This window comes from Pseudomonas sp. GNP012 (genome assembly GCF_054343835.1).
The window spans coordinates 4,094,894-4,109,961 of the sequence record NZ_JBTGUU010000001.1 but is presented as its reverse complement, the minus strand read 5'-3'; the positions used below and the strand labels follow the sequence as shown (position 1 = coordinate 4,109,961).

Here is a 15,068-nt window from a genome sequence, read left to right as displayed (position 1 = left end):
ATGATTCGTGAAATTCTGAAAATGGGCGACGAGCGCCTGCTGCGCATTGCCCCGCCAGTACCGGCCGAGATGTTCGACAGCCCCGAGCTGTGGCAACTGATCGATGACATGTTCCAGACCATGGAGAGTGTGGGGGGCGTTGGCCTGGCTGCTCCGCAGATCGGCGTCGACCTGCAACTGGTGATCTTCGGTTTCGAGCACAGCGAGCGGTATCCGGATGCCGAGGCCGTGCCGCAGACGATCCTGATCAACCCCTTGATCACGCCGCTGAGCCCGATCATGGAGGAGGGCTTCGAAGGCTGTTTGTCCGTACCCGGCCTGCGCGGCGCGGTACAGCGTTACCAGCAGATTCGCTACGAAGGCGTCGACCCCAAGGGCGAGCCTATCGTGCGCGTTGCTTCGGGGTTCCACGCGCGGGTGGTGCAACATGAGTGCGACCACCTGATCGGCCGCCTGTACCCGTCGCGCATCACCGACTTCAGCAAGTTTGGCTTCACCGAAGTGATGTTCCCGGACCTGGACCCCAACGCCGACGATTGAGCACACCTCAAACCAATGTGGGAGCGAGCCTGCTCGCGAAAGCGGTTTGACAGTCAGCATTGATGGTGACTGACACACCGCCTTCGCGAGCAGGCTCGCTCCCACATTCTGATCTCGCTTACTTCTCCAACCCCATCGCAATCATCGGCTTGCTGCGCGCATACCGGCTCAACCGTTCAACCATCGCATAAGGCATCGGCGGATCGAACGTAAAGCCGCGTCGCTCATAAAACCCGCGTAAGTCCGGATGACAGAACAACCACACTGGCAGTTCGCAATCCTTCACCGCGGCCGCAATCAACCCGGCGGCTATCCCTTGTTCCCGGCACTGCGGATCGACAAACAACCCGGTCAGCCAATGCCCGCCGGACACCGGGCGCAAACACAGTGCGGCCACAATCCCGTCACGCCGGGCCACCCAGAGCTGCGCGTCGCGCACGGCTTTCATTGATGATTGGTGAGCGCGATAGAACTTGTTCATCAATGGCCATAACGGCTCGTCGAGCAGGGTGTAGTGGGTGTCGGGCATGGTCTCGGACTGTCGGTGTGCAAAGCGGCGATTATAAAAGAACACGCACGCCGGGATAGGTGTATACCTGAACTCACATCCCCACGAGTGGAGTACGCATCATGTCCAAAGGTATGGATTCAAAGAAAGCAGACAAGAAAAAGCCGGCGAAAACCGCTATTGAAAAGCGTGCCGACAAGAAAGCCAAAAAGGTCAATGTGTTCGGGCATTGAGCCTGCGCTGACCGATCGCTCCCGCGCAATGCGGGAGCGATCATATTGCAAATAATCTGCAAGAAATCCGGGCGTCGTTGCACAAAAGAGGATTGGTCCCCGATCCGAGCAATGCCATGCCTCATTATTTCGATGCAGCCCACCGAGAAGAAATCGAAACCCTGCGCCAACGCCTCACCGCCCGCACCGAGTGGCCGACCTGGTTGCTGTTGATTGGCGTGTACAGCGCGTGGTTCACCCTTGTTCTGGCCAGTGATTCATTGGGCCTGTGGTTGAGCACGTTGTTGCTGATTCCCGTGGTGGTGCTGTGGCTGTCGGTGCAGCACGAACTGCTGCACGGTCATCCGACCCGCTGGCCGCTGCTGAACAAAACCCTCGGCTACGCACCGTTTGCCGTCTGGTATCCCTACACCTTGTATCGCGACAGCCATTTGCTGCATCACCGCGATGAAGACCTGACCATCCCCGGTCGCGATCCGGAAAGCCGTTACCTGAATGCCGAGCAGTGGCAGGGCAGTTCGTTGTTCGAACAAGGCCTGCACTGGTTGAACAAAACCGTGCTCGGGCGCTTTCTGCTCGGTGCGCCAATCGCCTTGCTGACGCTGGCCCGGGAAGAACTGCAACGCCTGAAAAGCGGTGAGCGCCAGGCCTGGTTGATGTGGCTCAGCCACGGCGCCTTGACCCTGTTGATGCTGCTGTTCATCGCGCGCTACAGCGTGTTGCCGGTGTGGCATTACCTGTTCTTGATCAGTGTGCCGGCGCTGTCGATCTCCATGATTCGCTCCTACTATGAACATCGACCTCACGCGGCGCCGGAGCAACGTACCGTGCTCAATGAAGCGGCGTGGCCGTGGCGCTGGCTGTTCCTGAACCTCAATTTCCACCTGGTGCACCACGACTTGCCGGGGTTGCCCTGGTACGACTTGCCCCGCGCTTACCGGGCCCGCCGCGAACAATGGCTGGCGCGCAGTGGTGGATTCCTGGTGCAGGGGTATGGGCAGCTGTGGCGTGAATACGGCGTAAAGGCCATCGACAGCCCGAGGCATCCGTTTTACTGATGCATAGATCACCTCCAAACCCTGTGGGAGCGGGCTTGCTCGCGAATGCGTCGTCTCTGCCAACATCAATGTTGAATGACACACCGCATTCGCGAGCAAGCCCGCTCCCACATTGGATTCACGTTGCTCTGGAACACCTCGATGACCCAACACATCGCCGAACTGCTGATGTACACCGCCCCCGAACCCATCCACCAGGCCAACGAACGCTGGCTGGCGCGAATCCTCGAGCGCCTGGGTGAAACCCGCGGCGATGCCGAAGGCCTGTCACTGATGGAAATGTGGTTGTCGCCGCAGTTGCTGCTCACCCAAACCTGCGGCTATCCGTTGATGACAGCCTTGCGCGGCAAGGTCCGGGTGTTGGGGCGCCCTCGTTATGAACTGCCGGACAGCAGCGGCGGCAATCACTGCAGTCTGATCCTGGGACGGGTCGATGATCCGCGACAGACCCTGGCGGATTTTCGCGGCAGTCGAGGCGTGATCAATGGCCATGACTCCAACAGCGGCATGAATCTACTGCGCCACCGGTTGGCGCCGTTGCAGCGTGACGGGCGTTTTTTTGCTGAGGTCGGCATCAGCGGCAGTCATCGCGAAAGCCTGCGCTGGTTACGCGAGGACCTTGCCGATCTGGCGGCCATCGACAGCGTGACATTTGCCTGTCTGGCCCGATACGCCAAGGAGGAAGTGATCGGCTTGCGCGTGATTGATCGCAGTGCGCTGAGTCCGACGTTGCCCTACATCACGGCAGCCACCGTCAGCGATCAGCAGGCGGAAGGGCTATTGCAGGCGATGAATCAGGCGTTGTGCGAATTGCCTGACGTCGCCGAAATCCTCGGGTTGCCGCAGGTGGTGCCGGCTAGCGAAAGCGACTATCAGGTTGTGCTCGATTATCAGCGTGAAGCTGAGGCGCTGGGGTATGGAGATTTGCGATAGGGCGCAAATCTTGGGTCGACAGGTCCATTTTTCGCGGGCAAGCCACGCTCCCACAGGGTTTCGGTGTACCTGTGGGAGCGGGCTTGCCCGCGATGACGGACGCTCAGGCGCAAGAGATTTTTAATTCCATAAATGAATATAAAAATAAGTTTTAAATATTATTAATGAATAAGTCTCCTTGCTAGGATTCGCCTCACCGGACCACCGGACATTCAGCGACCCCTAACCCAGGAGCCCCTATGTCCGGCGCCGATATTCTTCACCGCAAACACGTGGACGGACTGTTCCGTGCCCACTACCACTGGCTCTGCACACGCCTGCGTCAGTCCCTGAACGATGCCGCCGCTGTCGAAGACATTGCCTGCGAAACCTTCCTGCAGCTGCTCCAGGCGCCTGGCCTGACGGCCATCCGTGAACCCCGTGCCTTGCTCACCACCATCGCCCGGCGCCTGCTCTATCAGCGTTGGCGTCGAGGTGACCTGGAGCGCCAGTACCTTCAGCAACTGCAACAGGCCGAGCCGATCCACGCCGAATCGCCGGAGGAACTGGCTCAACGGTCCCAGACCCTGACCCGTGTGGAGCGCAGTCTTCAGCGGCTACCCGGCAAAGTGCGCTCGACCTTCCTGCTGTCGCGGATCGACGGCCTGACCTATCCGCAAATTGCCGCTGCGCTGGGCATCTCCCTGCGTTCGGTCAGCGACTACATGACCCGTTCCCAGGCCCTGTGCGACCGGCACAGCGCCAACCAATCCCTGAACCGCCCACTCCAGAACAAGAGGTCCGCATGAGATCGATCAAAACCCTGCTCGGCAGTTCGCTGCTGGCCCTGAGCCTGTTGTCCCACCCGGCATCGGCCACGGAAAAAGCGGCGCCTATCCACTTTGGCGACATCACTTGGGAAAGTGGCAGCCTCATCACCGAAATCCTGCGCCTGATCGTTGAGAAAGGTTACGGCTACCCGACCGACACGCTGCCGGGCAGCACCGTCAGTCTGGAAGCGGCGCTGGCCAAAAACGATATCCAGGTCATCGGTGAAGAGTGGGCCGGACGCAGCCCGGCCTGGGTCAAGGCTGCCGCCGAGGGCAAGGTCTTCGGCCTTGGCGATACGGTCAAAGGCGCCACCGAAGGTTGGTGGGTGCCGGAGTACGTGATCAAGGGCGATCCCGAGCGCGGCATCAAGCCCTTGGCCCCGGAGCTGAAGTCCGTTGCCGACCTGGCGAAGTACAAGGATGTATTCCGCGACCCCGAAGACCCGAGTCGTGGACGCTTCCTCAACAGCCCCACCGGCTGGACCTCGGAAATCGTCAACAGCCAGAAACTCAAGGCTTATGACCTGACCGCCAGCTACGTCAACTTCCGCACCGGTTCCGGCGCAGCACTGGACGCAGAAGTGGCGTCGTCGATCCGCCGTGGCAAACCGGTGCTGTTCTACTACTGGTCGCCGACACCGCTGTTGGGGCGATTCAAACTGGTGAAGCTCGACGAACCGCCGTTCGACGCCGAAGCCTGGAAAACCCTGGCCGACGCCAACAACCCGAACCCCAAAGGCACGCGCTCGATGCCGGCGAGCCTGGCCATCGGCGTGTCGGCACCGTTCAAGGCGCAATACCCGGACCTGGTGACGTTCTTCGAAAAGGTCGACCTGCCGATAGATCTGTTGAATCAGACCCTGGGCCAGATGAGTGAAAAACGGCAGAACCCCCGCGAAGTCGCCGAAGCGTTCTTGCGTGAGCAGCCGCAGGTGTGGAAGGGCTGGGTGCCGGGGGAGGTGGCTAGCAAAGTGAGTGCGAGCTTGTAGTACTGCCTGAAGTTTCTGCTGTGCCTGAACTGCCGTCTTCGCGAGCAAGCCCGCTCCCACAGGGGGTCTTTGTTGACCACAGGATTTGTGGACACAACAGATCCAATGTGGGAGCGGGCTTGCTCGCGAATGGTCTCAAGTCTTACGCCAATTGAGTGGTCAGTGCCGCTTTCACCGCCGGTCGCTGATCCCCCCAACAAGCTGCTGAACCGTTTTTGTCCTCAATGCTGGCCGACTAGTGGCCTTGCAAGCCCAAGCTTGCTGTCTATGATCAGCTGTAACTGGCTATGTCGACCGTGATGGGGCGGTCGTCTTGCTAACAGAGTGCGCAATCAAAGGCACCGACACTTGATGACAGGGAGCTGTCCGCTAAATGGAATTTGATTCGAATCTGTTAGGGCTGGCCCGCATGCGGGCTATCAAGAGAAGGATGTCTTGATGAGCGTGTCGCTATAAGGACCCTCCGATTGATCATCGTTTATCACCTGACTAGTCCTTCTTTTTGGAGGGATGCGTGTGCCTGTTCCACGGAACGTAGTGGTGGATGTGAAAGACCTGCAACTTTCATTAATCAAAAAATTGCGCGCAAGGTGATACAACAATGTTCAACCTACATCACAAGGCTGACCTGCTGGAAATCGAACGCTTCAGCTGTGCGCTGACCGAGGCCAACGCCAAGCTGGCGGCGGTCAGTCGTTCGATGGCGATGATTGAATTCACCCCGGACGGCATCATCATCGATGCCAACGAAAACTTTTGCAGTGCCATGGGTTACAGCGCCGAAGACGTGCGTGGCAAGCATCACCGGATCTTTTGTGAAGAGCAGTACTACCGCAGCGACGACTACACCAGACTGTGGCGCGACCTGGCGCGGGGCGAGCCGCTGAGCGGGACATTTTTGCGCTTGCACAAAAGCGGCCGTGAAATCTGGCTCGAAGCCAGCTACATGCCGGTGCTGGGCCCCGACCGGCAGGTCAAGAGTGTGATCAAGGTCGCTACCGACATCACCGCCCGGGTCAACAAGGAGCACGAAAACGAAAGCCGACTCGCCGCGATCGGCCGCTCCATGGCCGTGATCGAATTCACGCCTGAAGGCAAGGTCATCAGCGCCAACGACAACTTCCTGAAAACCATGCAGTACTCGCTCAACGAAGTGGTGGGGCAGCATCACAGCCTGTTCTGCCACCGTGCCGAAGCCGAGTCCCAGGGTTACCGCAATTTCTGGGCTTCGCTCAACCGCGGCGAATATCACTCCCATCGTTTCGAGCGCAGGAACAAGCAAGGTCAGACGGTATTCCTCGAAGCGTCCTACAACCCTTTGTTCGACGCCAAGGGGCGTTTGTACAAAGTGGTCAAGTTTGCCAGCGACATCACTGCCCAGATGACCACCCTGCAAACCGCCGCCGAATCGGCCCACAGCACCTCGGTGCAAAACGACGTCTGTGCGCGCAAGGGTTCCGAAGTGGTGCAGCAGACGGTGCAGATCATCCAGGACATTTCCCGCGACCTGAACGAAGCGGCACTGAGTATCGATGCCGTGAGCAAACAGTCAGACATCATCGGCACCATCGTGCAGACCATCCGCGGCATTGCCGATCAGACCAACCTGCTGGCACTCAACGCGGCCATTGAAGCGGCGCGGGCCGGTGAGCACGGGCGCGGGTTTGCGGTAGTGGCCGATGAAGTGCGCAGCCTCGCGGCGCGTACCAGCCAGGCGACGCTGGAGATCGTCGAGGTGGTGCGCAAGAACCACGACTTGTCGCTCAGCGCCGTGTCGAGCATGCAATCGAGCCTGAGCCGAACCGGCCTGGGCGTGGAACTGGCGAACGAGGCAGGCGAGGTGATCCTGGAAATCCAGCAGGGCTCACGGCATGTGGTGGATGCGATCAGTCAGTTCAACTCGACGTTGCAACTGAACTAGTCGCGGTAACTACAACTGTAGGAGCCAGCTTGCTGGCGATGGACTCAAGCGTGCCGCGTTCATCCAGGCCACACGCGTTATCGTTAACGTCCATCGCGAGCAGGCTCGCTCCTACAGGGGACCGCAATTGTAGGAGCCAGCCTGCTGGCGATGGACTCAAGCGCGCCGCGTTTATCCAGGCCACACGCGTTATCGTTAACGACCATCGCGAGCAAGCTCGCTCCTACAGGAGACCGCAATTGTAGGAGCCAGCTTGCTGGCGATGGACTCAAGTGCGCCGCGTTTATCCATCTCGCACGCGTTATCGTTGACGACCATCGCGAGCAAGCTCGCTCCTACAGGAGACCGCAATTGTAGGAGCCAGCCTGCTGGCGATGGACTCAAGCGCGCCGCGTTTATCCAGTTCGCACGCGTTATCGTTGACGACCATCGCGAGCAAGCTCGCTCCTACAGGAGACCGCAATTGTAGGAGCCAGCTTGCTGGCGATGGACTCAAGCGCACCGCGTTTATCCAGGTCACACGCGTAATATCGGCAACCTGCGGCCATTCAAGGCAAGCCGTTGCAGCAATGCTTCAGGAAGCCGGGGTGTTGCGCCAGGCGCTTGAAATACTCATCGACGGCGGGGTAGTCCGGGCGCTCGATCGGGGTCATCAGCCAGCGATTGACGGAGAGGCCGATGACGATGTCGGCCAGGGTAAACCGTAGCCCGGCGACATAGGTCTTGGTGGTCGCGAGTTGATGTTCGAGGATGGCCATCTTCTGGTTCCAGCCACGAATGCCGACCTCGAGGCTATGCGGGTCCTGGAACTCCGGGTCCTTGCGCACCAATGCCATGAACGGGTATCTCCAGGATGGATTGAGCTCGGTGGCTTGCCAATCCATCCACTGCTCCACACGAGCGCGGGCGGCCGGTTCGGCAGGCAGCAGCTCGGCATGATGGTGATGGTGTTTGCCCGCCAGGTAGCGACAGATGGTATTGGACTCCCATAACACTCCGGCTTCATCGATGATCACCGGCACCTGCGCGTTGGGATTGAACCGGAGGAACTCGGGGCTGTGGGTAGAGGCAAAACCGCTGCCCCAGTCCTCGCGTTCGTAGGTGATGCCCAGTTCCTCGCAGGTCCACAGGACTTTTCTGACGTTGATGGACGACGCTTTGCCGAGAATCTTCAGTACATGTTCCATGTTCTGCTCCAGCGAGAATGACGTACAGGCAATTGTAGGTGGTGGCATGTAGGAAGGCGCTGTAGGAGGGCGGCTTCAGATGAGTTGTGCAGGTTACGCTTTCTTGCACCCTTGCCTACAACTACGCCAGAATCCGCCGACTTGTGCGCCTGGTATCCGGACTCTATCGTTCCGTGTCGCTGCAAATTCAGCGATCGGGTCTAGCAGCCTGGATACTTTAGACGCATGACGTCCACCCATCGTGATCTGCCCGCCAGTTCACGTTATGGCGGCTGTGCGTGGGAAGACCTTCGGGTCTACCGGGTTCTAGAGTCCTGGTCTGCTAGCCCGCGCACGGCTGCCACCTTATTTTCGTCTAGCAGCGAATCGTGGCAGCTCCATCACTCTAGGAGCATTGCCATGTTCAAACCCACGCCCAACCCCCCACGCAATCCCAGCCCGATGTTCTCCATCTCACCCGGCATCAATAACGAAACGCTGTTGGCGCACGCCTGCGAGTCACTGGCCTCGGCGAGTGTGATGACCAATGACTTTGCTACGTTTCTGGAAGGCAGCCAGCGCAACACGGCGCTGGCGATCGCACAGATCATCATGCTGGCGGAACTGGCGGTGAATCGCGTGCTGGATAACCTTGATCCGCAGGACTGAACACTGAGCGAAGGTGAGGGGGCTTTTCTGTGGCGAGGGGGCTTGCCCCCGTTGGGTTGCGAAGCGACCCCAAAAACAGACACTGCGGTCATACAGTTAAACCAAGTGAACTGGATTGCGACTGCTCCGCAGCCGAACGGGGGCAAGCCCCCTCGCCACAATGTCTCTTGCCTGACCACATTGGTGCAGGTGCTTATGTGCTCTCCCGCACCTTCAACTCAAACCCCATGTCCTGCACCGGCCTGGCCACGGTGTTGCCGGCCATCAGAGTCAGCATCTGCTCAGCCGCGCGGCGGCCGATGGCCTCGCGGGGGGTGTTGATGCTGCTCAGGCGCGGGACCATGTGTTCGGACATGGGCAGGTCGTTGAAGCCGAGGATCGCTACTTGCTCGGGGATCTTGATCCCGTGTCGCATCGCTTCGAGCAGCGCGCCCTGGGCCAGGTCGTCGTTGCCGAAGAAGATCGCATCGACATCCGGGTGGCTGGCGATCATCTGCAAGAACAATTCGCCGCCCAGGCCGACCGAGGACGGGCGGGGCGTCAGCACTTCCAGCGCCGGGTCGTACAAACCGGCCTTTTGCAGGGCTTTGCGGAAACCTTCGCCGCGTAGCAAGGTGCGCTGGTCCAGTTGCGCGCCGATGTAGGCCAGGCGTTTGCGACCGCGGGACAGCAAGTGTTCGGCCGCCGTTTCGCCGGCCGCCAGTTGCGAGAAACCCACGCAATTGAGCCCGGCGGCGCTGTCCAGCTCCATCATGTACACGCAGGGAATGTTGCTGGCTTCGATCATCCGCCGCGAGCTTTCGGTGCGGTCGAACCCGGTCAGCAGCAAGCCGCGTGGCTGATAGGCCATGTAGTTGCGCAGCAGGTTTTCTTCTTCATCACGTGAGTAGTGGAAGTTGCCGATCAGCACTTCGAAGCCCTTGGGGCGCAAAACCTGATGAATGGCTTCCAGGGTGTCGATGAACAGCAGGTTGGACAGCGACGGCACCAGCACCACGACTGAATGGCTCTGGGCCGAGGCCAGGGCGCGGGCGGCAGGGTTGACGACATAGTTGAGTTCCAGCGCCGCTTTCTGCACTTTTTCCACCAGTTCGGTGGCCACGGTGCTGACGCCACGCAGGGCGCGGGAGGCGGTGATCGGGCTGACGCCGGCCAGTCGGGCAACTTCGTTCAGGGTGGGGCGGCCAGTGGTGCGGGTATTTTTATCGTTCTTGGTTGTGTTCATCGACGGCTTGCCAAACAAAATTCAAGGCACTAAGGTAGCGCTGTCTCGATGCAGCTGCAAATGCGTGAGCGGGGGTTCGCCTGATCCTCGCTTTTTGGTGTTGGGACCTAACCTGCTGCAACCCATAAAATGACAAGAAAGGCGTCGGCAACTTCTGCTTTTGATCTAGTGTCATAACTGGCAAAGGTAGCGCTGTCTGCGCGCTGAGGTGTTACATGAACCATCCCATCACCGCCCTGGTCATCATGGGCGTTGCCGGTTGCGGCAAGACGTGCGTCAGCGAGGCCCTGTGCCAACTGAGCGGCGCTACGGCCATTGAAGGCGACTCTTTCCACCCTGCCGCCAATATCGAAAAGATGAGCGCGGGGATCCCCCTGAACGATGAAGACCGCGCCGGCTGGCTCGACAGCCTGTGCGATGAACTGCGCCGTGTCGACGCCAAGGGCGAGCGCCCGGTGCTGACCTGTTCGGCGCTCAAACACATCTATCGCGAACGTCTGCGCAGCGCCTTGCCGGGCCTGGGCTTCGTGTTCCTTGAGTTGACCCCCGAGGTGGCCGCCGACCGTGTGTCCCATCGACCGGGCCACTTCATGCCGTCGACCCTGATCGACAGCCAGTTCGCCACCCTCGAATCGCCCGTCGGCGAGCCGTTGACCCTGGCGCTGGATGCTTCGACCCATAGCGTCGAGCAACTGGCTGCGCAGGCTCATGCCTGGTGGCAGGCGAACGGCCTGAAACAGGCGGTTTGACTGTGCTTGCAAAGACAGCGCTGTCCTCGCGACTTCTGACTAACCCGCTTTCATAACAACAACAACCAGGAGACACCCCTAATGTTTGGCATGTCCCACGAGACGTTCCTGCTGCTCGATGCAGTGGTCACGGTGATCGGGCTTATCGTCCTGATCACCAAGTTCAAATTGCACCCCTTCCTTGCCCTGATCATCGCCGCAGCCTTCCTCGGGCTGACCTCCGGCATGCCGATCGGCACCATCATCAAGGCGTTCCAGGACGGCTTCGGTGGCGTGCTTGGCTTTGTCGGCATCATCCTCGCGCTGGGCACGATGCTCGGCAAAATGATGGCCGAATCGGGCGGTGCGGATCAGATTGCGCAGACGTTGATCCGCGCCTTCGGCAAGGACAAGGTGCAGTGGGCGATGATGTTCGCGGCGTTCCTGGTCGGTATTCCGCTGTTCTTCGAAATCGGCTTCGTGCTGCTGATCCCGCTGGTGTTCATCGTCGCCCGTCGTACCGGCGTGTCGATCATCAAGATCGGTATCCCGTTGCTGGCGGGTCTGTCCGCGGTACACGGCCTGGTGCCACCGCACCCGGGTCCGCTGCTGGCCATCGGCGTGTTCGGTGCCGACATCGGCAAGACTATTCTGTACGGCCTGATCGTTGCGCTGCCAACCGCCATCATCGCCGGCCCGATCTTTGGTACGTTCATTGCCAAGCACATCCCTGGTCATCCTAATCAGGAGCTGGTGGATCAACTGGCCCGCGAATCGGATTCTGCCGATCTGCCGAGCTTTGGCATCACGCTGGTGACCGTGCTGCTGCCGGTGTTCCTGATGCTGCTCAAGACCTTTGCCGACGTGGTGCTGCCCGATGGCAACATCTTCCGCGCCTTCATGGACCTGATCGGCCACCCGATTTCGGCGCTGCTGCTGGCCTTGCTGCTGTCGCTGTATACCTTCGGCTACAAGCAGGGCATCGGTTCCAGCCAAATGATGAAATGGCTGGATGCCAGCCTCGCGCCGACCGCCGCGATCATCCTGATCATCGGTGCCGGCGGTGGCTTCAAGCAGATGCTGGTGACCAGCGGTGTGGGTGACGTGATCGGCCACATGGCGGTGAACGCACAGATCTCGCCGATCCTGCTGGCCTGGCTGGTGGCGGCGGTGATTCGTATCGCCACCGGTTCGGCGACTGTGGCGACCATCACTGGCGCGGGCATCGTGGTGCCGGTGGTGGGGATGATTCCGGGCGTGAACCGTGAGCTGCTCGTGCTGGCCACCGGTGCCGGTTCCCTGATCCTGTCCCACGTCAACGACGCCGGTTTCTGGCTGGTGAAGCAGTACTTCAACATGACCGTGGCTGAAACCTTCAAGACCTGGACGGCGATGGAAACCATCCTGTCGGTGGTGGGCCTGGGCTTTATCCTGTTGTTGTCGCTGTTCGTTTAAGCGAATCGACAGGCACAAAAAAACCGCAGCGATGCGGTTTTTTTGTGGGTGATCGATTTAAAGGCTGAACATAGAACAAATGTGGGAGCGGGCTTGCTCGCGAAAGGGGAGTGTCAGTCAACCAAGAGGTTGTTTGATACACCGCATTCGCGAGCAAGCCCGCTCCCACAATGTCATGTGTTGTCAGTTGCTTTTCGGGGCCAACCCATCCGCCCGGAACATCCCGCGAATCCCGCGTACGGCCTGGCGAATCCGGTCCTGGTTTTCGATCAGGGCAAAGCGCACGTGATCGTCGCCGTACTCGCCAAACCCGACGCCCGGCGAGACACACACCTTGGCCTCGGCCAGCAGTTTCTTGGCGAACTCCAGCGAACCCAGATGGGCGTAAGCCTCAGGGATTTTGGCCCAGACGTACATCGAGGCTTTTGGGTTTTCCACCATCCAGCCCAGTTCATGCAAGCCCTTGACCAGTACGTTGCGGCGCTGCCGATACTGCTCGGCGATGTCGCGCACGCATTGTTGATCGCCTTCCAGGGCAGCAATCGCCGCCACTTGCAGCGGGGTGAAGGTGCCGTAGTCGTGGTAGCTCTTGATCCGCGCCAGGGCGTTGACCAGTTCCGGGTTGCCGACCATGAAGCCAATGCGCCAGCCGGCCATGTTGTAGCTCTTGGACAGGGTGAAGAACTCCACCGCAATGTCCTTGGCCCCCGGCACCTGCATGATCGACGGAGCTTTCCAGCCGTCGTAGACGATGTCGGCGTAGGCCAGGTCGTGCACCACCAGCACGTCGTACTGCTTGGCGAGGGCGATGACGCGCTCGAAGAAGTCCAGCTCCACGCACTGGGCGGTCGGGTTGGACGGGAAACCGAGGATCATCATCTTCGGTTTCGGGATCGAGCCGCGAATGGCCCGCTCCAGCTCCGCGAAGAAATCCACGCCCGGTACCAGCGGCACCGACCGCACCTGGGCGCCGGCAATCACGGCACCGTAGATGTGAATCGGGTAGCTCGGGTTGGGCACCAGCACGGTGTCGCCCTGATCCAGGGTGGCCAGCATCAAGTGCGCCAGGCCTTCCTTGGAGCCGATGGTGACAATGGCCTCGCTTTCCGGGTCGATGTCGACCTCGTAGCGGTCCTTGTACCAGTTGGAAATCGCCCGGCGCAGGCGCGGAATGCCCTTGGAAGTGGAGTAGCCGTGGGTGTCTTCGCGCTGGGCCACCGTGACGAGTTTTTCGACGATGTGCGGCGGCGTGGCGCCGTCGGGGTTGCCCATGCTCAAGTCGATGATGTCTTCGCCACGACGACGGGCGGCCATCTTCAGCTCGGCGGTGATGTTGAAAACGTAAGGGGGGAGTCGATCGATGCGCGCAAAGCGGCGCGGCGAACCTTGTTCGGCCATTGTTGCCTCGGATAACGTAAGCGCCCGGAACCGTCCGAGCGACGCAGGTCAGCGGTGACCTGTGGCGGAATGTAAGGGCAGCTGTGGCAGACTGTCCAGCCTCAAAGTAAACAAATTTTTCCGAAGGATAGGGTTCGATGGAATTTACCAGCGGCTTCTTGCTGAGCCTTTCGCTGTGCCTGGATATCGGCGTGGCCAACATCGCGATGATCACCCTGGCCATGCAGCGCGGCTATTTCCAGGGCTTTGCCCTGGGCCTGGGGACCTGCGTCGGCGACCTGATCTACGCGGTACTGGCGCTGGCCGGCATGACCGTGTTGCTGCAGTACGAAACCGTGCGCTGGGTGTTGTGGATCGGTGGCTCGGCGCTGCTGGTGTTTTTCGCGGCGAAGATGATCTATTCGGCGATTCACCACGAAGCGGTGCTGGCGCAATCGGCCGAGGTGGGGCACAACTCCCATCGCAAGGAGTTCTTTCGCGGGATCTTCCTGGCCATGTCGTCGCCTAGCGCGATTCTCTGGTTCGCTGCGGTGGGTGGCACGCTGATCGCCCGTTCCGGCGGCGGTGGCGCCCTCAGCTCCGCGCTGTTTCTCGGCGGTTTTCTCTGCGCGGGGATTCTCTGGTGTGTCGGGCTGTGCTTTGCCGCGAGCCACGGCGGCAAGTTGCTCGGCGACAAGTTGCTGCGTTATTCCTACATGGCATCGGCGGCGATCTTCTGCTATTTCGCGGTCTACGTGATCCTATCGGGTTACAACGAGTTCGTTGGCGCCGGTGCGGTCGAGCCGTTGCACGCCCTGTAGCTGGGCGAATCGGGTTTGGCTTCTATACTCCCAGCCGAACCCATTTTTATGCGTCAGGAGTCGAGTCATGGATGAGTTAGCACGCGTCGAACTGACGCAACCGCGCTTCGAACACGGGCACTTCCTGCTGATTGCAGGGCTGGGCGGACAATTCACCCAGCAAACCACCCAGGGTATTCCCGAGCTCTGGGAGAAATTCATCCCGCATATGGGCCAGATTCCGGGCCAGAAAGGCGAAGTCACCTACGGCGTCTGCTGCAATTTCGATGGCAAGGGCGGCTTCGATTACATCGCCGGGGTCGAGATCAGCAGGCTCGACGACTTGCCGGAAACCTACCGCTGGGTGGAAGTTCAGCCGCAGCTTTACGCGGTGTTCGAGCACAAGGGGCCGCTGGACACCTTGCCGCAACTGTTTCAGTACATCTTCGGCACCTGGCAGCCGCAGTCGGGGCATGAGGTGTTGGATGCGCCGGAGCTGGAGCGCTACAGCGAAGACTTCAACCCGAAGCTCAATACCGGCAAGCTGGAGATCTGGATACCGATCAAAGCGTGAGAGGTGTGTCGGGAGGCGGATCAGCCGATTCGTCTCTCGATGTCCCACGGCGGCTGATTTATCATCCCCAGCCTTTCCCATGC

General features: G+C 60.1%; 15 protein-coding genes and 1 pseudogene. 12 read left to right on the top strand and 4 right to left on the bottom strand.

All coding sequences use genetic code 11. The features are described 5' to 3' along the window. Nucleotides 1–540 (top strand): peptide deformylase, encoded by a 540-nt coding sequence (gene def / locus ACXX83_RS18560; RefSeq protein ID WP_015096556.1) that lies wholly within the window; start codon nt 1–3, stop codon nt 538–540. A 118-nt stretch (nt 541–658) separates the two neighbouring features. On the opposite strand, the gene ACXX83_RS18555 is transcribed toward def, so the two are convergent. Further along, the gene (locus tag ACXX83_RS18555; protein ID WP_458549289.1) at nt 659–1,069 is read right to left on the bottom strand and encodes a GNAT family N-acetyltransferase; all 411 of its coding nucleotides are present in this window, start codon (nt 1,067–1,069) and stop codon (nt 659–661) included. A 328-nt stretch (nt 1,070–1,397) separates the two neighbouring features. Here ACXX83_RS18555 and ACXX83_RS18550 point away from each other — a divergent pair, with 328 nt between their 5' ends. From ACXX83_RS18550 to ACXX83_RS18525, 6 genes and pseudogenes are all read left to right on the top strand, one after another. Further along, on the top strand, nt 1,398–2,339 hold the full coding sequence (locus tag ACXX83_RS18550; RefSeq protein ID WP_458549287.1) for a fatty acid desaturase: 942 nt from the start codon (nt 1,398–1,400) through the stop codon (nt 2,337–2,339). Nucleotides 2,340–2,480: 141 nt separating this feature from the next. Continuing rightward, entirely contained in the window at nt 2,481–3,272 is a 792-nt protein-coding gene (locus tag ACXX83_RS18545) for a phosphate/phosphite/phosphonate ABC transporter substrate-binding protein (protein WP_458549285.1), read from the top strand. A gap of 239 nt (nt 3,273–3,511) precedes the next feature. Further along, entirely contained in the window at nt 3,512–4,060 is a 549-nt protein-coding gene (locus ACXX83_RS18540; RefSeq protein ID WP_217836185.1) for a sigma-70 family RNA polymerase sigma factor, read from the top strand. Beyond that, the gene (locus ACXX83_RS18535; RefSeq protein WP_015096550.1) at nt 4,057–5,070 is read left to right on the top strand and encodes an ABC transporter substrate-binding protein; all 1,014 of its coding nucleotides are present in this window, start codon (nt 4,057–4,059) and stop codon (nt 5,068–5,070) included. The genes ACXX83_RS18540 and ACXX83_RS18535 overlap by 4 nt, the downstream gene beginning before the upstream one ends. 601 nt (nt 5,071–5,671) lie before the next feature. Beyond that, nucleotides 5,672–6,445 (top strand): annotated as a pseudogene (locus ACXX83_RS18530) (PAS domain-containing protein); the annotation flags it as partial. A gap of 6 nt (nt 6,446–6,451) precedes the next feature. Further along, on the top strand, nt 6,452–6,991 hold the full coding sequence (locus ACXX83_RS18525) for a methyl-accepting chemotaxis protein (RefSeq protein ID WP_227698141.1): 540 nt from the start codon (nt 6,452–6,454) through the stop codon (nt 6,989–6,991). A gap of 548 nt (nt 6,992–7,539) precedes the next feature. On the opposite strand, the gene ACXX83_RS18520 is transcribed toward ACXX83_RS18525, so the two are convergent. Continuing rightward, on the bottom strand, nt 7,540–8,178 hold the full coding sequence (locus ACXX83_RS18520) for a glutathione S-transferase family protein (RefSeq protein WP_458549282.1): 639 nt from the start codon (nt 8,176–8,178) through the stop codon (nt 7,540–7,542). Nucleotides 8,179–8,577: 399 nt separating this feature from the next. On the opposite strand from ACXX83_RS18520, the gene ACXX83_RS18515 reads away from it, so the two are divergent. Then, nucleotides 8,578–8,826 carry a DUF6124 family protein gene (locus tag ACXX83_RS18515; RefSeq protein WP_007974480.1) on the top strand — a complete coding sequence of 83 codons (249 nt, stop codon included), beginning with the start codon at nt 8,578–8,580 and terminating at the stop codon, nt 8,824–8,826. A 193-nt stretch (nt 8,827–9,019) separates the two neighbouring features. Here the strand turns inward: ACXX83_RS18515 and gntR are convergent, their stop codons facing one another. Continuing rightward, nucleotides 9,020–10,051: an HTH-type transcriptional regulator GntR gene (gntR, locus tag ACXX83_RS18510; RefSeq protein WP_015096546.1), complete on the bottom strand. Its 1,032-nt coding sequence runs from the start codon at nt 10,049–10,051 to the stop codon at nt 9,020–9,022. Nucleotides 10,052–10,266: 215 nt separating this feature from the next. On the opposite strand from gntR, the gene ACXX83_RS18505 reads away from it, so the two are divergent. Both ACXX83_RS18505 and ACXX83_RS18500 read left to right on the top strand, forming a co-directional pair. Then, a complete protein-coding gene (locus ACXX83_RS18505) occupies nt 10,267–10,800 on the top strand; it encodes a gluconokinase (RefSeq protein WP_015096545.1) in 534 nt (177 codons plus the stop codon). A gap of 81 nt (nt 10,801–10,881) precedes the next feature. Continuing rightward, nucleotides 10,882–12,234, top strand: a complete 1,353-nt coding sequence (locus ACXX83_RS18500) for a GntP family permease (RefSeq protein ID WP_015096544.1) — start codon at nt 10,882–10,884, stop codon at nt 12,232–12,234. A gap of 183 nt (nt 12,235–12,417) precedes the next feature. Here ACXX83_RS18500 and alaC read toward each other — a convergent pair whose 3' ends face one another. After that, a complete protein-coding gene (alaC, locus tag ACXX83_RS18495) occupies nt 12,418–13,632 on the bottom strand; it encodes an alanine transaminase (protein ID WP_458549279.1) in 1,215 nt (404 codons plus the stop codon). Nucleotides 13,633–13,769: 137 nt separating this feature from the next. On the opposite strand from alaC, the gene ACXX83_RS18490 reads away from it, so the two are divergent. Both ACXX83_RS18490 and ACXX83_RS18485 read left to right on the top strand, forming a co-directional pair. Then, nucleotides 13,770–14,432 (top strand): LysE family translocator, encoded by a 663-nt coding sequence (locus tag ACXX83_RS18490; protein WP_458549278.1) that lies wholly within the window; start codon nt 13,770–13,772, stop codon nt 14,430–14,432. 67 nt (nt 14,433–14,499) lie between these two features. Next, nucleotides 14,500–14,985, top strand: coding sequence for a GyrI-like domain-containing protein (locus tag ACXX83_RS18485; RefSeq protein WP_458549276.1), 486 nt, complete (start codon nt 14,500–14,502; stop codon nt 14,983–14,985). Nucleotides 14,986–15,068: the final 83 nt, after the last annotated feature.